Genomic DNA, 17,962 nt, shown 5'->3' with positions numbered 1-17,962 from the left:
AGTCGGCAAGACGCCCCCTAGAGCCGCGCACCCCGGGTGCCGCGCGGCCGCGCCGCGTAGCGGAGCAGGGCCCGGATCGCCGCGGCGTTGATCAGGGCGCTGAGCCGTGCACCGCCGGGCACCGGTCTCCCGCCGTACGGGTGTGATCCGGGGTTCATACTCGGATGGCAAGCTTGAAGGATGAACGATGCTGCCCCGGCGCCCACCCCCGCGCCCGCGCCCCGCCGTGCCCGAGTCCGTGCCCCCGAGCTGATCGGCAAGGGCGGCTGGCTCAACACCGGTGGGAAGGATCTGACCCTCGCCGACCTGCGAGGGCGGATCACGATCCTCGATTTTTGGACCTTCTGCTGTGTGAACTGCCTGCACGTGCTCGATGAGCTGCGCGAGCTGGAGGAGAAGCACCGCGACACCGTGGTGATCGTCGGGGTGCACTCGCCGAAGTTCGTGCACGAGGCCGAGCACTCCGCCGTCGTCGACGCCGTGGAGCGGTACGGGGTGCACCACCCCGTGCTCGACGATCCCGAGCTCGCGACCTGGAAGCAGTACGCCGTCCGTGCCTGGCCCACGCTCGTGGTGATCGACCCCGAGGGGTACGTCGTCGCGCAGCACGCGGGGGAGGGGCACGCGCACGCCATCGCGAAGCTCGTGGAGGAGCTGGAGGCCGAGCACGAGGCGAAGGGGACGCTGCGGCGCGGGGACGGGCCGTACGTGGCGCCCGAGCCGGTGGCGGGGGACCTGCGGTTCCCGGGGAAGGCGCTCGTGCTGCCCTCCGGGAACCTGCTCGTCTCCGATACGACCCGGCACCAGCTGGTGGAGCTGGCCCCCGACGGGGAGAGCGTCGTACGGCGCATCGGGGGCGGGGAGCGGGGGTTCGGGCCGGAGGCCTTCAGCGAGCCCCAGGGGCTGGCGCTGCTGCCCGACGGGACCGTGGTCGTCGCGGACACCGTCAATCACGCGCTGCGGCGGTTCGACCCCGCGACCGGGGCCGTGGAGACGGTCGCCGGGACCGGGCGGCAGTGGTGGCAGGGGTCCCCGGCCTCGGGACCGGCCCTCGAGGTCGACCTGTCCTCGCCGTGGGACGTGGCCTGGTGGCAGGGCAAGGTCTGGATCGCCATGGCGGGCGTTCACCAGCTGTGGACGTGGGATCCGGAGAGCGACTCGGTGGCCGTGGCCGCCGGGACGACCAACGAGGGGCTGCACGACGGACCGGCCGCCGAGGCCTGGTTCGCGCAGCCGTCCGGGCTCGCGGCCACCGAGGACCGGCTGTGGATCGCCGACTCCGAGACGAGCGCACTGAGGTACGTGGAGGTGGTCGACGGCGGCGGCCATGCCATCCGCACCGCCGTCGGCAGCGGGCTCTTCGACTTCGGGCACCGGGACGGCGACGCCGCCCAGGCGCTGCTCCAGCACCCGCTCGGCGTCACCGCGCTGCCCGACGGGTCCGTCGCGGTGTGCGATACGTACAACCACGCCCTGCGGCGCTACGACCCCGCCACCGGGCAGGTCACCACCCTGGCCACCGATCTGCGCGAGCCCAGCGACGCCGTGCTCGTCGGGGACGACATCGTGGTCGTGGAGTCGGCCCGGCACCGGCTGACCCGGCTGCGCCTTCCCGAGGAGGCCGTACGGGTCGACGCGGTCGCCCACCGCACGCAGCGGGCCGCCACCGAGGTGGCCCCGGGCACGCTGCGGCTCGACATCGTCTTCCGGGCACCGTCCGGGCAGAAGCTCGACACCCGCTACGGGCCCTCGACCCGCCTGCTGGTCTCCTCGACGCCGCCCGAGCTGCTGACGGCGGGGGAGGGGGCCGGGACCGACCTGTTCCGGGAGCTCGCGCTGAACCCGGAAATGACCGAGGGCGTCCTCCACGTCTCCGCGATGGCCGCGTCCTGCGACGACGACCCCGAGAACGAGTACCCCGCCTGTCACGTCCACCAGCAGGACTGGGGGGTGCCGGTGAGCATCGCTCCCGGCGGCGCGACCCGGCTGCCCCTGGTGCTGGCGGGGATGGACGACTGAGCCACCGTCACCACCGTGCCCGCCGGGGGAAACCCCCCGGCGGGCACGGTCATGAGCGCGTGATGACGCGGGCTCAGTTCTCCAGGAACGCCAGCATGACGTTGGCCAGGAGGTACGGGTCGTCCGCGCCGCACAGTTCGCGGGCGCTGTGCATCGACAGGATGGCCACGCCGATGTCGACCGTCTGGATGCCGTGGCGGGCGGCGGTGATCGGGCCGATCGTCGTGCCGCACGGCATCGAGTTGTTGGAGACGAAGGTCTGCCACGGGACGCCGGCGCGCTCGCAGGCGTTCACGAACACCGCGCGGCCGCTGCCGTCGGTCGCGTACCGCTGGTTGACGTTGACCTTCAGGATCGGGCCGCCGTTGGCGCGCGGGTGGTGCGAGGGGTCGTGCCGCTCGGCGTAGTTGGGGTGCACGGCGTGGCCGGTGTCCGAGGAGAGGCAGATCGCGCCGGCGAAGGCCCGCGCGCGGTCCTCGTAGGAGCCGCCGCGCGAGAAGACTGAACGTTCCAGCACGTTGCCCAGCAGGGGCCCGTCCGCGCCGGTGTCCGACTGGGAGCCGTTTTCCTCGTGGTCGAAGGCGGCCAGGACCGGGATGTGGTCGAGCGTGCCCGCGGTGGAGGCCGCGGCGAGGGCCGCGACGCCGGCGTGGACCGACAGCAGGTTGTCCATGCGCGGGCCGGCCAGCAGTTCGCGGTCGCGGCCCAGGTAGGCCGGGGGCTCGATCGAATGGACCATCAGGTCCCAGCCGGCCACGGAGCCGCGCTCGAGGCCTTCCTCGTCCTCCAGGAAGGCGATCAGGTCGCCTTCGTGGACGTCGCCGAGGCCCCAGATCGGCTGCATGTGCCGCTGCTTGTCCAGCTTGAGCCCGTCGGTGTTCACCGACCGGTCCAGGTGCACGGCGAGTTGGGGTACGCGCATCAGCGCACGGTCGATGTTGACGAGCCGTTCGGTGCCGTCGAGCAGGGTCAGCCGTCCGGCCAGGCCCAGGTCGCGGTCGAGCCAGGTGTTGAGCAGGGTGCCGCCGTAGATCTCCACGGCGATCTGCCGCCAGCCCTGGGCGCCGGTGTCGGGCAGCGGCTTGACGCGGAGGTTGGGGGAGTCGGTGTGCGCGCCGATGATCCGGAACGGGGTGTGCGCGGCAGCGCCTTCGGGCACGTACCAGGCGATGATCGCGCCCCCGCGGAGTACGAACTTGCCTCCCGTGCTCGCGTCCCAAGCGTCGGTCTCGGCCAACTGCCTGAATCCGGCCTTCTCCAGCCGCTCGGCCGCGTTGGCCACGGCGTGGTACTGCGACGGACTCGCCGCCAGGAAGGTCATCAGGTCGTCGGTGTGGCCGCGGTCGAAGCGGGCGGCGGGAGAGCTCATGTGGTTCACCTTAACGACGGTCGTGTTCGTCATGGCCGGACTGCGGCGGATAGCCGGAGGAAGGGCCGCGGGGCGTGTGTCCCGGGCTCCCGGTGCTTGTCAGCCCGGCGGACGGTCGAAGCGGCGCTGCAACTGTCTGCGCTCGCCCCGGCGGATGCGCGGGAGCATTTCCGGGGTCTGCGCGGAGCGCTGCGCGCGCCTCTTGCGTCCGGCGCAGAAGATACAGGCCTCACCGGGAGGGGCGTCGGGATCGATGGGTGCGCCGGGGTGCTCGGAGCAGCCCGAGGCGTTGCGCGGCCGGGACAGCTCCCGGGCCACGATGAAGGCGCGGTGCAGGTCGTCGGCCATCGCGACGAAGTCGTCGGGGGGCGAGGAAAGGCTCAGGTGGAAGCGCCGTTCCTCGACCGTGCGCAGGCAGCCGTGCAGTGCCTGGAGGGTGTACGGGGGCTCGGGCACCGGGTATCCGAGCCGGCGCTGCTCCCCGGCGGGCGGGGCGGCGGACGCGGCCCGGGCGCCCTGCGCGCGCAGTCCGAGGCGGCGCCGGTCGTTGCAGATGAGGCAGCGCCCCCAGCCGTCGGGCGCCTCGGGGTCGAGGGCGCCGTTGGGGTGCTCCGGACAGCCGGTGTAGCTCTTGGCGGGCGCGAGCCCTGCGGCGGTCTGGAAGGCGGTGTAGAGGGCGTCGGCCACCGATTCGTACTCGGTGGGGTGGGCGCCCTCGTAGAGCTCCTTGAGGTGGTCGCCGAGGCTGCCCACGGCGGACTGCAGCTCCTTCAGGGCATAGGGCCGCCCGGTCGGGACGGAGTACCCCCTGCTGCCGCGCTGCTGCTCCTGTGGACTCATACCCACGAGCGTCGCACGAACCACCGACATCCCGGGAACCCCGCAGCCCACGGGCCGTGCGGGGCCCCGGAGAAGCCGGCGGGCGACGCGGCCCGCGCGCACGCCGACGGCCGGGCCCCCGTGCGGAGGACCCGGCCGTCTGCGCGTACGTACACCGCGTACAGCTGGGGGATGGAGTTTCCCGGTACCGGCCGGCGGGGCCTAGAAGGCGGCCTCGTCGAGCTCCATCAGGGTGTTGTCGACGGACTCGGCGAGCGCGCGGGCCACCGAGACGCCCGGCAGGATCTGGGCGGCGAAGAACTTCGCCGCCGCGATCTTGCCGGTGTAGAACGGCACGTCCTTGGCGGAGGCGGACGGCAGCTTCTCGGCGGCCACGGCCGCGCCCTTGAGGAGCAGGTAGCCGACGACCACGTCACCGGAGGCCATGAGCAGCCGGGTGGTGTTCTGGCCGACCTTGTAGATGTTCTTGACGTCCTCGCCGGTGGCGGTGAGGTCGACGATCATCTGGCCGACGATGGCCTCCAGGTCGACGGCCGCCTTGGCGAGCGCGTCGCGGGCCGGGGCGAGGTCCTCGCCGCCGGGGCCCTCGGCCAGGAACTTCTTCATCGTCTCGGAGAGGACGTTGAGGGAAGCGCCCTGGTCGCGGACGATCTTCCGGAAGAAGAAGTCCTGGCCCTGGATGGCCGTGGTGCCCTCGTAGAGGGTGTCGATCTTGGCGTCGCGGATGTACTGCTCGATCGGGTATTCCTGCAGGTAGCCCGAGCCGCCGAAGGTCTGGAGCGACTGCGCGAGCTGCTCGTAGGACTTCTCCGAGCCGTAGCCCTTCACGATCGGCAGGAGCAGGTCGTTGAGGCCCACGAGGGACGCGGTGTCCTCGCCGGCGGCCTGCTTGACCTGGATCTCGTCCTGGATCGAGGCGGTGTAGAGGACCAGGGCGCGCATGCCCTCGGCGTACGCCTTCTGCGTCATGAGCGAGCGGCGCACGTCGGGGTGGTGCGTGATGGTGACCTTGGGGGCCGCCTTGTCCATGAACTCGGCGAGGTCCGGACCCTGCACGCGCTCCTTGGCGTACTCCAGCGCGTTCAGGTAGCCGGTCGACAGGGTCGCGATGGCCTTCGTGCCGACCATCATCCGGGCGAACTCGATGATCATGAACATCTGGCGGATGCCGTCGTGCTTGTCACCGATCAGCCAGCCCTTGGCGGGGTGCTGGTCGCCGAAGGTCATCTCGCACGTGTTGGAGGCCTTGAGGCCCATCTTGTGCTCGACGTTCGTCGCGTAGACGCCGTTGCGCTCGCCCAGCTCGCCGGTCTCCCAGTCGAAGTGGAACTTCGGGACCAGGAAGAGGGAGAGGCCCTTCGTGCCCGGGCCGTGGCCCTCGGGGCGCGCGAGGACGTAGTGGAGGATGTTCTCCTCCATGTCGTGCTCGCCGGAGGTGATGAAGCGCTTCACGCCCTCGATGTGCCAGGAGCCGTCGTCCTGCTGGACCGCCTTGGTGCGGCCGGCGCCGACGTCCGAGCCGGCGTCCGGCTCGGTGAGGACCATGGTGGAGCCCCAGCGCTTCTCGACGGCGAGCGCGGCGATCTTCTTCTGGACCTCGTTGCCCTCTTCGAAGAGGACGCCGGCGAACGCCGGGCCGGAGGAGTACATCCAGACGGCCGGGTTCGCGCCCAGGATCGTCTCGGCGAACGCCCAGATCAGGGAGCGGGGCGAGGTGGTGCCGCCGATCTCCTCGGGCAGGCCCAGGCGCCAGTACTCGGAGTCCATGAAGGCCTTGTAGCTCTTCTTGAAGGACGCCGGGACGGGCGCGGTGTTCGTGGCCGGGTCGAAGACCGGCGGGTTGCGGTCGGCGTCCTCGAAGGAGGCGGCTAGCTCGTTCTCGGAGAGCTTGGCGATCTCGCCGATGATCGTCTTGGCGGTCTCGGTGTCCATCTCACCGAACGGGCCAGTGCCGTACACGTTGTCGCGGCCGAGTACCTCGAAGAGGTTGAACTCGATGTCGCGGAGATTCGACTTGTAGTGCCCCATGGCGACGGCTCCGTTAAGGCTCGGTGAGAGTGGTTCCTCGTGCATACCAATCGGTAACGTAATGATGCTACCCGTCGGTAATAAACTGCAACCCCTACCGGCGGGACTGTGACCTCTCTCTCGGATCCCTCAGACCCCTCAGATCTCTCGGAATCTCTCGGAACCCCTCCGACGACTGTCCCGAGATCCCCCTCAGTCCGGCTTCAGCCCGGCCTCAGTCCCGCCCCGGTCTCACTCGAGGGGCGGCGCCGCGGTCACGGGCGGGGGCCGTGGGCGACGGCCTGTTCCGCCGCCACCGGCTCCGGGAAGGCCAGCCGGGGTGAGCCGCCCGCCCACCACACGCCGATCACGAAGGCGGCCGTGGCCTCCACGTACCCGGCCCGGTCCAGCCCTCCGGCCGGCATCGGGATCCAGCCCATCCCGGTGACCAGCTGCGCGACGCGCTCGGCGGCCCCCGCGTCGTCGGCGCAGTACGGCACCGCGGGCCGGGTCCCGCCGAAGGCGGCGACCGGCAGCCCCCACACGCTCGCGTGGGCCAGGTTGAAGGCCTTCACCACGTGTGCCCCGGGCGCGGCCGCCTGGACGAGGGCGGCCGTGCTCGGCCCGTCGCCTGTGGTCAGCATCACCCCGCCCGGCCCCGGAGCCAGCGGGTTCGTGCAGTCCACGACCGTCCGCCCGGCCAGCGCCGCCGCGTGCTCCGCCGTCAGCGCCGGAGCCGCCCCGGCCGGTACGGCGAGCAGCGCGAGCTCCCCGTACTCCGCCGCCCGCGCGAGGCTCCCGTGCCCCGCCGCCCCGATCCGCCGGGCCAGCGCCCGGGCCGCCGCCCCGTCGCGCCCGCCGGCGAACACCTCGTGCCCGGCCCGCACCCAGGCCCCGCCGAGGGCCTCCGCCATGGCTCCCGTTCCCATCACGCCGATCCGCATCGCCGTCACCTCTTCCTGTCGTTGCTGTCGTAGTTGTCGTTCTCCGGTGGCCGAAGCTACGGAGGGCGATGCACACCGACCGGTGTCCATCGGCGGAGGCAGGATGGGGCGCGTGGAGAAGCTGCCCGAACCGGCCGAGGGGCTGCCGGACCTCACGTACACGGCGGACTGCCGGGCGCGCGTCGCCTTCGAGGTGCTCGCGCACCGCTGGGACAGCGTCGTGGTGTTCACGCTCGGCGCGGCGGGCCGGCCGATGCGGCCGAGGGCGCTGGTCGCGCGGATCGGCGGGATCAGCCCGAAGGCGCTGAACGAGGCGCTGCGGCGGCTGGAGCGCAACGGCCTCGTGGAGCGCCGGGCGTACGCCGAGGCCCCGCCGCGGGTGGACTACGCCCTGACCGCGGCCGGTACGGCCCTGCTCACGCCGATGCGGGCGATGGGGACCTGGGCCGCGCAGTACGCGGACGACGTGCTCGAGGCGCAGGACCGGTACGAAGCCCGCCTACGGCTGCGCGAGCTCGGCCCAGACGGTCTTGCTCCCGGGCCCCTGGATGACGCCCCATTGCAGCGCCACCGCGTCGAGCAGGGCTAGACCCCGCCCGGATTCCCGGTCTTCCGTGACGTCTCGCAGTACGGGCCATGCGCGCGGGTCGGGGTCGGTGAGCTCGACCCGGGTGCGGGTTGCCCTTCCGGTGACCCTGAGCGTGACCGGCGTGCCTTCGCCGAGGTGGGTGAGGGCGTTGGTGAGCATCTCGCTCACGCAGAGCTCGGCGTCGTGGCTGCGGGTGTGCTCGCGCACGGCGTGCCGGGCCAGGGGGACGGCCCCGGGGGTGGCGAGCAGCCGCAGCACGAGGGTCACCGCGTGCCCAGGGCGTCGGCGAGGCGCTGCGCGGTGGCGGGGTTGCAGTTGCCGAGGGCGATGAGGGGCGGGCTGGCGTACCGCCCGGCGTAGGAGAGGAGGTGGAGGTCGAGGGAGGGGAGGGTGATCCCGTGCGTTTCGAGTGCGGAGCGGAGGTTCTCCAGGGCCTGGGTCGCCTCGTGGTCGTGGGGGTGGTCGCTCATGGCGGAGCCGGCCTTTCGCAGCGGGGAGTGACGAACTGCTCACAGCGTGGCGCGGCCCGGCGTAGCGTGGGAAGAGTTTCGAGTTCCGCTGGACAAGTGGCAAATGGCGGTGGTGGGTTGTGCCCGCTCGTAAGGACCCCGACGCTTCGGCGAATGTGCCGTCCTTCTATGGCGCTGAGCTGCGCTACAAACGGGAATCCGCGGGGCTCACGCTGGAACAGTTGGCGGAGGGGAGCTTCCGGGGGGTGCCGTTCCTGAGTCAGATCGAGCACGGCGAGCGGCGCATGCCGCTGGATCTGGCCCGGCACGTGGACGGGAAGCTGGGCACGGACGGGTTTTTCGAGCGGCGCTGTGAAGATGCGCGCAAGGCGAGGCAGTCCGGGCATGCGGAGTACTTCGCAGACGTCGCGGAGATGGAGCCGTACGCGGAGACCATCGAGGAGTGGGCTCCGATGCTCGTCCCCGGCCTGTTGCAGACACCCGCCTATGCGCGGGCGCTCACGCGGGCGGCGATGCCCCGGGCCCTCGACAGCGAGGTCGAGGAGAAGGTGCAGGCCCGAGTCGCGCGGGCCCAGCTGTTCAAGGGTGAGTCGCCGCCGGCCTACTGGGTGGTAATGGACGAGTCGCTGATCCGGCGGCGGGTGGTTCCTGCGGGCGGGATGGTCGAGTTGCTGGCCCACATCGCGAACGTGGTCAGAACCACTCGTTCCATTCTGCAGATCGTTCCGGAAAACGCTGCGGCCCATCCGTTCATGATGGGCATGGCCAAGGTGATGACCTTCGTGGATGCGCCGCCCGTCGTGTACACCGAGAGCCTGCACAGCGGACAACTCATCGACTTTCCTGCCCTCGTGAAGGACTACCGCAGGTCGTACGATCTGCTCAGGGCTGTCGCGCTGTCACCTGAGGCGTCCCTGGCGAGGATCGACGCAGCTGCAGAGGACTTCAGAAATGGCAAGCACCGCGATTGACTTGACGTCCGCCTGCTGGCGCAAGAGCAGCTTCAGCAACGGCACCGGCGGTGACTGCGTCGAGGTGGCCGACGGCCTGACCGGCATCGTCCCCGTCCGGGATTCCAAAGTGCAGGGCGGGCCCGTCCTCGTACTCTCTGCCACCGCGTGGAGCGGCTTCGTCACGGGGCTGAAGTCCCACTGACCGGAACTCGACGTCCCGGCGGCCCGCCGCCTCGGTAGGCTTCGGGCCATGTACGGCTATGACCAGAACGTGAGCGCGGGGCAGCAGGGCGGCTACGCCCAGCCCCAGCAGGGCTACGCGCAGCAGCAGCCTCAGCAGCCGCTGTACCCCGAGCCCTCGCCGCCCTCCCTCGCGGACGCGGTGCGGGCCTTCACGACCGGGTCGCTGTCCGCAGAGGACTTCCAGCAGATCTTCGCCTCCTCGAAGGTCTACTGCCCGCGCGGCGACACCCCGGGCTTCCTGGCACTGCACAACACGCAGCAGCCGGTCATCCCGATGTTCACCACCCTCAAGGAGCTCCGCCGGTACGCCGGCAAGGAGTCCAAGTACTTCGTGATCACCGGCGCCGAGGTGATCGACCTGCTGCCCACCGGCTACGGCTTCGTCCTCGACATGGAGGGCGACCACCGGATGGTCTTCGACGCGAAGGCCGTCGAGCAGATGGTCGACTTCGCCATGCGCCGCATGTACGGCTAACCACCGAGCGGCCGGGGGCGGACATGCTGCGCGTGCACTTCGAGGCCGAGGACCTGCTCAACGTCACGTTCGCGAGCGAGCCGCTGCCCCTGGTGGAGCTGGCCCTCGCGCTCGTCGCCGCGCAGCGCACGGACCAGCAGGCGGTTTTCGGACGCTGGCGGAACCTTGCCGCGCGGGAGCTGCCGGGGCGGGTGCGGCCGCTGTTCGACCTGCTCCGTCCCGACGGGGACAACCCGCAGTTCGTGGAGCCGTACGTACGGAGCCTCGAGGAGGGCCTCGCCGTCGTCCGGGACGGGGCCTCCTTCCTCACGCCGGAGGGGCTCGCCCGCGCCGCCGCCCGCGCGCCCGGCTCCCCGTCCTGGCTGCGCGCCCTGTGGGGCCGGGACCGGCAGGCCTGGGACCAGCTCGATGCCGCGATCCGGTCGGCGCACGACGTCCTCATAGCCCCGCACTGGCCGCGGATCCGGCAGTCCTTCCAGGCCGACGTGGCCTGGCGGACCCGGCTGCTGGCCGCGCACGGGATCAAGGCCTGCCTGGCGAGCACCCATCCGGAGGCCGACTGGTCGGGCCTCGTCTTCGAAGTGGGCCGGCCGCCGGACTACGAGGTGCGGCTCGGCGGGCGCGGGCTGGTGCTGATGCCCTCGCCGTTCTGGACCGGCCGCCCGCTGCTGGTCGACCAGCCGGACGGGTCCTACGTACTCCTGTACCCGGCGCTGACCCCTCTGCCGCTGGTGTCCCCGGACCGGGCGGACGGCGCGCTGGACGCGCTGCTGGGGCGGACCCGGGCGGCCGTGCTCCAGCTGCTGATCGAGCAGCGGACCACCTCCGAGCTGGCCCGCGACCTCGACATCAGCCTCCCGTCCGTCTCGGAACACACCCGCACCCTGCGCGCGGCGGGCCTGATCACCACGGCGCGGGACGGCAAGGCGGTGCTGCACTCGGCGACCGCGCTGGGCGTGGACCTGCTCCACAGCGGCGCCTGACCTTTCGGCCACCACCGAAACCATCGCGGCGGCGGCCGCGAGTCCCGAATATCAGTGCTGCGGGGACGATCCCGCTCCTACGGACAGGGGGGACTGTGATGTCACGTGCGTCCTTGCGCACGAAGCTCGCGGCAGGAGCGGCCAGGGGGGTGATGGCGCTGGGTACGGGGGTCTTGGCGGCATCGCCGGCGCACGCGGCGACCCACTCGGTCCCGATCGAGCCGTAGGCCGCTCGGCCCTGTCCCGAAGGGTCACGGCGGCGGCCGTGACTCCCGAACGCGGGTGCTGCGGGGGATGCACGGGGGGTCCCCCACAACCCCACCCGATCCCGATCGATCCCGATCCGATCCGGATGTCGAGTCCGGATCTCGACCTGAGGAGCCAGTGATGACTCGTACGACTTCCACCACCCGCAAGGCGCTCCGCACGAGGGCGGGCGCCGTGCTGGCCACGGTGGCCCTGGCGGTGGGCGTGGGCGTTCTCGCCGCGGCCCCGGCCGAGGCCGCCACGGCCCAGCTGTGCCGCTACCCCGCTCCGTCCTGCAGCGGCTGAGCGACCGGCGCACACTGAGCAACGGGCCCCGGGGGAATTCCCCCGGGGCTCCTTCTGTTCTGTCGGGTGGCAGAAAGTTCGGGTTTCAACTAAACTCGACGCCAGAAGGAGGTTCCGACCATGCCTGCAGTGACTGTGGAGAACCCGTTGACGCTCCCGCGCGTCGGGGAGCCGGCCCAGGAGACGACCGCCCGCAAGGTGCTGGCTGTCACGACCGCCCCGGGTGGCTTCGAGGGTGAGGGATTCCCGGTGCGCCGTGCGTTCGCCGGGATCAACTACCAGTACCTCGACCCGTTCATCATGATGGACCAGATGGGCGAGGTGGAGTACGCCCCGGGTGAGCCCAAGGGCACCCCCTGGCACCCCCACCGCGGCTTCGAGACCGTCACCTACCTGATCGACGGAACCTTCGTCCACCAGGACAGCAACGGCGGCGGCGGAGTCATCAACGGCGGCGACACCCAGTGGATGACGGCGGGCAGCGGCCTGCTGCACATCGAGGCACCGCCGGAGTCGCTCGTGGTGTCCGGCGGTCTCTTCCACGGCCTCCAGCTGTGGGTGAACCTCCCCGCCTCCGACAAGATGATGCCCCCGCGCTACCAGGACATCGGCGGCGGCCAGGTCCAGCTGCTGTCCACGCCGGACGGCGGCGCCCTGCTCCGTGTGATCGCCGGCGAGCTGGACGGCCACCAGGGCCCCGGCATCACCCACACCCCGATCACGATGATCCACGCGACGGTCGCACCCGGCGCGCAGATCACCCTCCCGTGGCGCGAGGACTTCAACGCCCTGGCGTACGTACTGGCCGGGCGCGGCTCGGTCGGCGAGGACCGGCGGCCCGTCCACACCGGGCAGACCGTGGTCTTCGGCGAGGGCGGCTCGCTGACCCTGCGGGCCGACGAGGGCCAGGACTCCAACGCCCCCGCGCTGGAGATCGTCCTGCTCGGCGGGCAGCCGATCCGGGAGCCGATGGCGCACTACGGGCCGTTCGTGATGAACAGCAAGCACGAGCTGCAGCAGGCGTTCGACGACTTCCAGGCGGGCCGGCTGGGCCGCATCCCCACCACCGCCCGCACCGGCCTCGGCCACCGCGGCACGGGCGAGGCCGACGACCGGTCGTGACGTCCCCGCCGACGACCCCCGTCACACCTGTCAGCAGGACGCGGGGGTCAGTCGGACGCGGGGGCGCCGTCCCAGCGGCAGGTGAAGCGCCGGTCGGCGTTGCGGTAGCCGATCGTGACCGCGGAGGCGCGGGGCGGGCGGACGACGTACGAATGGCCCCAGTGCGTGAACGCCGCGGTGCGGTGGCTGCTGAGGGTCACGGACGGGGACAGGGGCGCCTCGAAGTAGAGGTGCACGGCATTGGCCGGGGAGTCGCCGAAGGACAGCGTCCGGCTGAAGTCGGCCTCCGGCGTGGTGCCCAGGTCGTATTCGACGAGCGGCCGGGCAGGTCCGGCCGAGGTGGCGTCGGTCAGCCTCGCGGTGATGATCTGGCTGCCCAGGGCGTGCTCCGCCTGCGGCAGTACGGTGGCGAACGACATCCCGCCGGGCTGTTCCCGGGTGTAGGCCCCGATGACGCTCGCGCGAAGGGCGTCCGCCTCCGGCGAGACGACCGGCTCCGCCAGAACGCGCAGCCGTGACGGGATGAAGGCCCGTATGCCGGGGTGGCGCTGCCGCAGGGCGTGGGTCAGGCCCACGATGTTCTCCTCGGGTCCGAGGGATCCGATCGTTTCCGAGACGACGACGTCGGGCGGCGTGCCGATGTCGACCTGGACCGCGTTGCCCTGGACGACTTCGACACGGTCGAGGTTCGAGGCCCGCAGGGCCTGCTTCGCGAAGGAAGCGGTGTCTTCGAGGTACTCGACCGCGACGACCGTTCCCGCGGTCAGCTGCGAGGCCATGGCCGCGAGGATGCCCGTACCCGTTCCGGCATCGAGGACCCGGTCGTCGTCTGCGATCACCTCCGCCATGGCGTCGTGGAACGCGGTCAGCCGCGTGGCGTCGGCGAGCATGCGTGCGTGGTGGTGAGCCTCGAACATCAGACGTCTTTCTTGGTTGGTTGTTCAGCGGGGGCGTTGCAGTCCCCACCGGAGCTGACCGGGAGCGCCGTCAGCGGAAGGAGGACAGCCTCTCCTTGACGGCGGGAACCGTGGGATCGACCGAGTGCGAGTACGCGTATGCGTCCTGGGCACGTCTCCGGTCTCCGCGGCTCTCGTGGATCCAGCCGAGGTGGAACGCGGCCGCGGCCACCGGATGTCCGCCCAGGGGGAGCATCTCCTCGTACGCGTGGAGCGATTCGTCCAGCCGGCCCGAGGCCAGCAACGCGTACCCGTGGGCGGCCCAGGCGTCCGGGTCGTACGGAGCGATGCCCGGCATGCGGGACGTGGCGGTCACGGCGCCCTCGGCGTCGTTGTTGCTCCGACACGTACCCCCCTGGGATGCGAGGAGGGCGAGTACTTCTTCCTCCCAGGCCAGTCGCTGCAGCCTGCCGTGCGGTCGCACGCCCATCACGCCCAATGCGGCCCGGTCCAGATAGGCGGACGCGGCTTCGGGTTCCCCTCTCAGGACGGCGGTGCCGGCGAGCGACCGAAGGACCTTGCGCTCGACCCACCGGTGCTCCGGAGCCACGTCGATCAGCCGCGTCAGCGCTTGTTCGGCCAGGCGGACGGTCTCGTACAGGGCCCCGGATCCGGCCTCACGGCTCGCTGCGAGCGGCATCGCGAAGCCCGCCAGTGTCAGGCGGGTCAGCACGGACAGGCCGGGATCGGCCACCGCTCGGAGAGCCTGCGTCACCACGAGGGCGGGTCTGGGATGCAACTGCAGGGAGACGGCCGCCCGGGCGAGCGCGTGCTCCGGCCGAACGTCCCCCGGGAAGGCCGGCATGCCCGCCAGCACGTCGGTGATTCCGAGCAGCCGTGCCGCCTGCTCGGGGTATCCCAGCCGCAGCATCAAAGTGCCGGCCGTGTCGCGTTCGAGCGGCGTCAAGTCCTCGGAATGTTTGCAGAGTTCGGCGATTCTCCGCCACAGTCCGGTCGCCAGATCCGCCGGAAGATGGTCGACCTCCGACCCCACCGCGTCCGCGCGTCCCCAACTGGCCGCGGTAAGGGCGCGCAGCCGACGGGGCGGTATTTCGCCGAAGGCGGGAAGCTCCTCGACATCGCGCCGTGCCAAATGCTCGGCAATGGCGTGGGTGGCGATCGCGTGCTTCGGTGAACAGGGCACGGGGAGCGCCAGCCCCACGTACACGGGGCAGACGGCCGGAACGTCCGCGTCGAGGAGCGATTCCAGGCGCCGGGTGAGGTCACCAGGGCTTTGCGGCGGTTCGTATGGTGGCGGCAGGTGTCGCATGCTTTTCCGGTTCATTGGTGCCGTGCCCGGCCCGAGTCCCCCAGCGGAGTGATTAATCCCATCCGGGATCCGGAGCCTTGGCGGGACCGGTGGCACTGGCAGATACGTGAGTCTCGGTGCCTGTCGAATTGGTATCGGTAGAGCCGGTGGTTGCAAGGACCGCGATGAGCGCAATGAGCGCGATCGACAGCCCGGTAGCCTTGTGAAGAAGCTTCATCATTTCCCCCCTCATTCGCGGGAGCCTTACCCGCGATGGATGAGAGCTTCTCCCGACAGCTTCAGCCGTACAAGAGTTGAAGGTGCTCATGAAGTGACATTGCAGGAGGCTGAACATGAACGAAGCGTGTGAATCGGGCAATGGGTGCGATAGTGGCGGCGCCCTCTGTGAGCGGGGCGTCGCGTACTACATGGACGCCGTCCGTACCGGGCGCGCCGACCAGTCTTCCGCGCCCGTCTGCCTCCTGCGGATGCAGCTCCTCCAGTCCGCGCCCGGCGACGAGCAGTCGATGACGCCCATCCGCCCGTCCTACGCCCTCGCCATGCTCGTGCGCCCCATCGAGGAGGAGATCCACCAGCGTCAGGCGGTCACCCAGGGACTGCAGCGGGCCCTGGACCCGATCGAGGCCCTCTACAACGCCCAGCAGCGCCCCACCGCGGACCTGGTGATGCTCGAGGGCCTGCCGGCCATCAACGCCGCCATCGACGATGCCACCCAGCGGTGCGACACCGAGCTGCTGACCGCCCAGCCCGGCGGCGGCCGCTCCTCGACGGTCCTGTCCGAGGCCCTGCAGCGGAGCCGGGACCTGCTCGGCCGCGGTGTCCGGCTGCGGACGCTATACCAGCACACCGTGCGCTACAACCCGGCAACGATGGACTACATCCACCAGATCACCGAGGCCGGTGCAGCGGCGCAGGTCCGGACCCTGGACGAGCTTTTCGAGCGGATGATCATCTTCGATCGTGAGGTGGCGTTCATCCCGGCGCGCAGCGACCGGCAGAGCGCTCTCGAAGTCCGCAACAAGGCTCTCATCGCCTTTCTCGTGGACGTCTACGAGCGTGCCTGGCAGCGCGGGACCCCCCTGACGTCCAGCAGTCGGAGCCGGGAGGAACCCAGCGTGATCCCGGGCATCCGCCGGACCATCTGCCAGCTCCTCATCTCCGGCTACGTCGATGAAGCCATCGCCCGGCGCGTGGGCATGAGCGTGCGGACCTGCCGTGCGCACATCGCGAAGATCGCCGAGCAGCTGGGCAGCACGAACCGGGCACAGCTCGGCTATCTGCTGGCCACCTCGGACCTCCTCGGCGACTCCGGCGTCACAGATCCAGAGTGACGTCGTAGGAGCCGAGCCACCTGTTCAGCCAGATCGTCATTTCAAGACTGCCCCGGTCATAGGACCGGCTGGTCGCGCCCTGCGGCCGGTCCAGGACCGCCCGCACCTTCTCCACGTCGAGCAGGGACCGGACCGGGGCGTTGCCGTCGCGGAGGATCTCGGCCATCTCGGTGCGCAGACCGCTCTCGTACGCCGGATCCTGAGTGGTCGGGTACGGAGTCTTGACGCGTTCCAGGATGGACGAGGGCAGCAGATCGGCCGTGGCGGCGCGGAGCAGGCTCTTCTCCCGGCCGTCGAACGCCTTCATTGCCCAGGGGGTGTTGAACACGTAGTCGACCAGCCGGTGGTCGCAGAAGGGGACCCGGACCTCCAGGCCGACCGCCATGCTCATCCGGTCCTTGCGGTCCAGCAGGGTCTGGACGAATCGGGTGAGGTTGAGATAGCTCATTTCCCTCATCCGGCGTTCGCCCGGCGCCTCGCCCGGCAGTACGGGAACTTCGGCAAGGGCCTCGTGATATCGGGCCTGGCGGTATCCGGGAATGTCGAGCTTTTCCACCAGCCCCCGGTCGAGCAGTTGAAGCCCGCCGAAATAGCGGGCCGAACCCGAAGTGAGCCACGGGAAGGTGTCCGCGCGTACGGCCCCCGGATTGTGGAACCACCGGTATCCGCCGAAGAGTTCGTCCGCCGATTCCCCTGACAGGGCCACGGTGGTGTGCTGCTTCACCGCCTTGAACAACAGGTAGAGCGACGGCCACATGTCACCCCAGTAGGCCGGCGGCAGGTCCGTGGCCCGCAGGACGGCAGCGCGCACGGCGGGGTTGAGCAACTCGCTGCTGTCCAGGATGATTTCGGTGTGGTCGGCATCCACGTGCCGGGCCAGCTCGCGTGCGTAGGGGGCATCGGCGGCGCCGCGCACCGCATCGGGCTGGAACCCGGCGGCGGCCTCGGCGAAGTCGACGGAGAAGGACCGCAGCCGGTCCGATCCCAGTGTCCGGGCTGCCAGAGCGGTGATGGCGGACGAGTCCAGGCCCCCGGAGAGCAGCGAGGACAGGGGGACGTCCGACACCATCTGGCGCTGGACCGTGTCTTCCAGGAGCTCCCGGACCGTCCGGATCGTCATACCGAGGTCGTCGGTGTGCTCGCGGGCTTCCAGCGCCCAGTAGCGGTGCTTGGTCAGCCCCTTCCGGCTCACCCGCAAGAGGTGCCCGGGCCGGACCTCGTACATGCCCGAGTAGACGGCCGCTTCCGGCGTCTTCACCATGTCGAGGACTTCGCGCAGTCCATCGGAATTCACGCGGGCGGACACCGTCGGGTGGGCCAGTATGGCTTTCGGTTCGGACCCGAAGAGCACACCGTCCGGGGTGGGGAAGTAATACAGGGGTTTGACGCCCATACGGTCGCGGACGAGGGTCAGTTCCTCGCTCCGGCCGTCCCAGATCGCCAGCGCGAACATTCCGTTCAGGCGTTCGGCGAATGTGGGGCCCCACTGGATATAGGCGCGGAGGACCACTTCGGTATCGCTGCGCGTGCGGAACGCATGGCCGTGGCCGATCAGCTCGGTTCGGAGCTCGGAGAAGTTGTAGACCTCTCCGCAGAATGTGAGCGCCACGCGGTCACGGCCGGAATGCCCGTCCGTCATCGGCTGCCGACCGCCGTCGAGGTCGATGACGGCGAGCCGGCGGTGGCCCAGAGCCACGTGGGGAGCCGTCCACATCCCTTCCGCATCCGGGCCGCGGCAAGCCAGCGTGTCGGTCATGTTCCGGATCTCTTCGTGCCGAGGCGACACGTCGCGTCCGAAGTCCACCCACCCGGCGATTCCGCACATTTCCCCGATCCCCT

The 17,962-nt window shown here is 70.7% G+C and carries 19 protein-coding genes; 9 read left to right on the top strand and 10 right to left on the bottom strand.

What is annotated here, in order from left to right; translation table 11 throughout:
* Positions 1 to 17: 17 nt before the first annotated feature.
* A complete protein-coding gene (locus tag ACFYM0_RS15210) occupies positions 18 to 158 on the bottom strand; it encodes a hypothetical protein (RefSeq protein WP_388501096.1) in 141 nt (46 codons plus the stop codon).
* A 22-nt stretch (positions 159 to 180) separates the two neighbouring features.
* Here ACFYM0_RS15210 and ACFYM0_RS15205 point away from each other — a divergent pair, with 22 nt between their 5' ends.
* Positions 181 to 2,019, top strand: a complete 1,839-nt coding sequence (locus ACFYM0_RS15205; RefSeq protein WP_388501095.1) for an NHL domain-containing thioredoxin family protein — start codon at positions 181 to 183, stop codon at positions 2,017 to 2,019.
* Positions 2,020 to 2,092: 73 nt separating this feature from the next.
* On the opposite strand, the gene ACFYM0_RS15200 is transcribed toward ACFYM0_RS15205, so the two are convergent.
* The 4 genes from ACFYM0_RS15200 to ACFYM0_RS15185 form a co-directional block, all read right to left on the bottom strand.
* Positions 2,093 to 3,388, bottom strand: a complete 1,296-nt coding sequence (locus tag ACFYM0_RS15200) for a M18 family aminopeptidase (RefSeq protein WP_327253992.1) — start codon at positions 3,386 to 3,388, stop codon at positions 2,093 to 2,095.
* 99 nt (positions 3,389 to 3,487) lie between these two features.
* A complete protein-coding gene (locus tag ACFYM0_RS15195; RefSeq protein WP_388501093.1) occupies positions 3,488 to 4,228 on the bottom strand; it encodes a hypothetical protein in 741 nt (246 codons plus the stop codon).
* Positions 4,229 to 4,429: 201 nt separating this feature from the next.
* Positions 4,430 to 6,256 (bottom strand): acyl-CoA dehydrogenase, encoded by a 1,827-nt coding sequence (locus tag ACFYM0_RS15190; protein ID WP_388501714.1) that lies wholly within the window; start codon positions 6,254 to 6,256, stop codon positions 4,430 to 4,432.
* 254 nt (positions 6,257 to 6,510) lie between these two features.
* Positions 6,511 to 7,179, bottom strand: coding sequence for an NADPH-dependent F420 reductase (locus tag ACFYM0_RS15185; protein ID WP_388501091.1), 669 nt, complete (start codon positions 7,177 to 7,179; stop codon positions 6,511 to 6,513).
* Between the two features lie 112 nt (positions 7,180 to 7,291).
* On the opposite strand from ACFYM0_RS15185, the gene ACFYM0_RS15180 reads away from it, so the two are divergent.
* Positions 7,292 to 7,768 (top strand): winged helix-turn-helix transcriptional regulator, encoded by a 477-nt coding sequence (locus ACFYM0_RS15180; protein WP_388501090.1) that lies wholly within the window; start codon positions 7,292 to 7,294, stop codon positions 7,766 to 7,768.
* Here ACFYM0_RS15180 and ACFYM0_RS15175 read toward each other — a convergent pair.
* Positions 7,679 to 8,035, bottom strand: a complete 357-nt coding sequence (locus ACFYM0_RS15175; protein WP_388501088.1) for an ATP-binding protein — start codon at positions 8,033 to 8,035, stop codon at positions 7,679 to 7,681. The two genes, ACFYM0_RS15180 and ACFYM0_RS15175, sit on opposite strands and share 90 nt — an antisense overlap.
* On the bottom strand, positions 8,032 to 8,238 hold the full coding sequence (locus tag ACFYM0_RS15170) for a hypothetical protein (protein ID WP_388501086.1): 207 nt from the start codon (positions 8,236 to 8,238) through the stop codon (positions 8,032 to 8,034). The genes ACFYM0_RS15175 and ACFYM0_RS15170 overlap by 4 nt, the downstream gene beginning before the upstream one ends.
* 119 nt (positions 8,239 to 8,357) lie before the next feature.
* Between ACFYM0_RS15170 and ACFYM0_RS15165 the strand changes: the two genes are divergently transcribed.
* The 6 genes from ACFYM0_RS15165 (at position 8,358) to ACFYM0_RS15140 (ending at position 12,566) form a co-directional block, all read left to right on the top strand.
* Entirely contained in the window at positions 8,358 to 9,209 is an 852-nt protein-coding gene (locus ACFYM0_RS15165; RefSeq protein ID WP_266956576.1) for a helix-turn-helix transcriptional regulator, read from the top strand.
* Positions 9,190 to 9,393: a DUF397 domain-containing protein gene (locus ACFYM0_RS15160; protein WP_388501084.1), complete on the top strand. Its 204-nt coding sequence runs from the start codon at positions 9,190 to 9,192 to the stop codon at positions 9,391 to 9,393. Before ACFYM0_RS15165 ends, ACFYM0_RS15160 begins: the two co-directional genes overlap by 20 nt.
* Positions 9,394 to 9,441: 48 nt before the next feature.
* On the top strand, positions 9,442 to 9,909 hold the full coding sequence (locus tag ACFYM0_RS15155) for an SseB family protein (RefSeq protein ID WP_243330916.1): 468 nt from the start codon (positions 9,442 to 9,444) through the stop codon (positions 9,907 to 9,909).
* A gap of 23 nt (positions 9,910 to 9,932) precedes the next feature.
* Entirely contained in the window at positions 9,933 to 10,892 is a 960-nt protein-coding gene (locus tag ACFYM0_RS15150) for a helix-turn-helix domain-containing protein (RefSeq protein WP_388501081.1), read from the top strand.
* A gap of 387 nt (positions 10,893 to 11,279) precedes the next feature.
* Entirely contained in the window at positions 11,280 to 11,444 is a 165-nt protein-coding gene (locus tag ACFYM0_RS15145) for a hypothetical protein (protein ID WP_388501080.1), read from the top strand.
* Positions 11,445 to 11,564: 120 nt separating this feature from the next.
* On the top strand, positions 11,565 to 12,566 hold the full coding sequence (locus tag ACFYM0_RS15140; RefSeq protein WP_388501078.1) for a pirin family protein: 1,002 nt from the start codon (positions 11,565 to 11,567) through the stop codon (positions 12,564 to 12,566).
* Between the two features lie 47 nt (positions 12,567 to 12,613).
* On the opposite strand, the gene ACFYM0_RS15135 is transcribed toward ACFYM0_RS15140, so the two are convergent.
* Together ACFYM0_RS15135 and ACFYM0_RS15130 are read right to left on the bottom strand one after the other, a co-directional pair.
* Entirely contained in the window at positions 12,614 to 13,483 is an 870-nt protein-coding gene (locus tag ACFYM0_RS15135; RefSeq protein WP_388501075.1) for a methyltransferase domain-containing protein, read from the bottom strand.
* A gap of 70 nt (positions 13,484 to 13,553) precedes the next feature.
* Positions 13,554 to 14,792, bottom strand: coding sequence for a tetratricopeptide repeat protein (locus tag ACFYM0_RS15130; protein ID WP_388501072.1), 1,239 nt, complete (start codon positions 14,790 to 14,792; stop codon positions 13,554 to 13,556).
* A gap of 407 nt (positions 14,793 to 15,199) precedes the next feature.
* Here ACFYM0_RS15130 and ACFYM0_RS15125 point away from each other — a divergent pair, with 407 nt between their 5' ends.
* The gene (locus tag ACFYM0_RS15125) at positions 15,200 to 16,123 is read left to right on the top strand and encodes a helix-turn-helix transcriptional regulator (protein WP_388501071.1); all 924 of its coding nucleotides are present in this window, start codon (positions 15,200 to 15,202) and stop codon (positions 16,121 to 16,123) included.
* On the opposite strand, the gene asnB is transcribed toward ACFYM0_RS15125, so the two are convergent.
* On the bottom strand, positions 16,107 to 17,948 hold the full coding sequence (asnB, locus tag ACFYM0_RS15120; protein ID WP_388501068.1) for an asparagine synthase (glutamine-hydrolyzing): 1,842 nt from the start codon (positions 17,946 to 17,948) through the stop codon (positions 16,107 to 16,109). The two genes, ACFYM0_RS15125 and asnB, sit on opposite strands and share 17 nt — an antisense overlap.
* Between the last annotated feature and the right edge of the window lie 14 nt (positions 17,949 to 17,962).

Origin of the sequence: Streptomyces sp. NPDC006487 (assembly GCF_042870555.1) — a bacterium.
In the GTDB taxonomy this organism is placed as follows: Bacteria; Actinomycetota; Actinomycetes; order Streptomycetales; family Streptomycetaceae; genus Streptomyces.
This window is presented reverse-complemented; position numbering and strand designations above follow the sequence as displayed.

What these genes read in the sequence shown, in the direction of transcription:
- ACFYM0_RS15210 (WP_388501096.1), bottom strand. Translation starts at nt 158, where the DNA reads ATGAACCCCGGATCACACCCGTACGGCGGGAGACCGGTGCCCGGCGGT.
- ACFYM0_RS15205 (WP_388501095.1), top strand. Translation starts at nt 181, where the DNA reads ATGAACGATGCTGCCCCGGCGCCCACCCCCGCGCCCGCGCCCCGCCGT.
- ACFYM0_RS15200 (WP_327253992.1), bottom strand. Translation starts at nt 3,388, where the DNA reads ATGAGCTCTCCCGCCGCCCGCTTCGACCGCGGCCACACCGACGACCTG.
- ACFYM0_RS15195 (WP_388501093.1), bottom strand. Translation starts at nt 4,228, where the DNA reads ATGAGTCCACAGGAGCAGCAGCGCGGCAGCAGGGGGTACTCCGTCCCG.
- ACFYM0_RS15190 (WP_388501714.1), bottom strand. Translation starts at nt 6,256, where the DNA reads ATGGGGCACTACAAGTCGAATCTCCGCGACATCGAGTTCAACCTCTTC.
- ACFYM0_RS15185 (WP_388501091.1), bottom strand. Translation starts at nt 7,179, where the DNA reads ATGCGGATCGGCGTGATGGGAACGGGAGCCATGGCGGAGGCCCTCGGC.
- ACFYM0_RS15170 (WP_388501086.1), bottom strand. Translation starts at nt 8,238, where the DNA reads ATGAGCGACCACCCCCACGACCACGAGGCGACCCAGGCCCTGGAGAAC.
- ACFYM0_RS15160 (WP_388501084.1), top strand. Translation starts at nt 9,190, where the DNA reads ATGGCAAGCACCGCGATTGACTTGACGTCCGCCTGCTGGCGCAAGAGC.
- ACFYM0_RS15155 (WP_243330916.1), top strand. Translation starts at nt 9,442, where the DNA reads ATGTACGGCTATGACCAGAACGTGAGCGCGGGGCAGCAGGGCGGCTAC.
- ACFYM0_RS15150 (WP_388501081.1), top strand. Translation starts at nt 9,933, where the DNA reads ATGCTGCGCGTGCACTTCGAGGCCGAGGACCTGCTCAACGTCACGTTC.
- ACFYM0_RS15145 (WP_388501080.1), top strand. Translation starts at nt 11,280, where the DNA reads ATGACTCGTACGACTTCCACCACCCGCAAGGCGCTCCGCACGAGGGCG.
- ACFYM0_RS15140 (WP_388501078.1), top strand. Translation starts at nt 11,565, where the DNA reads ATGCCTGCAGTGACTGTGGAGAACCCGTTGACGCTCCCGCGCGTCGGG.
- ACFYM0_RS15135 (WP_388501075.1), bottom strand. Translation starts at nt 13,483, where the DNA reads ATGTTCGAGGCTCACCACCACGCACGCATGCTCGCCGACGCCACGCGG.
- ACFYM0_RS15130 (WP_388501072.1), bottom strand. Translation starts at nt 14,792, where the DNA reads ATGCGACACCTGCCGCCACCATACGAACCGCCGCAAAGCCCTGGTGAC.
- ACFYM0_RS15125 (WP_388501071.1), top strand. Translation starts at nt 15,200, where the DNA reads ATGGACGCCGTCCGTACCGGGCGCGCCGACCAGTCTTCCGCGCCCGTC.
- asnB (WP_388501068.1), bottom strand. Translation starts at nt 17,948, where the DNA reads ATGTGCGGAATCGCCGGGTGGGTGGACTTCGGACGCGACGTGTCGCCT.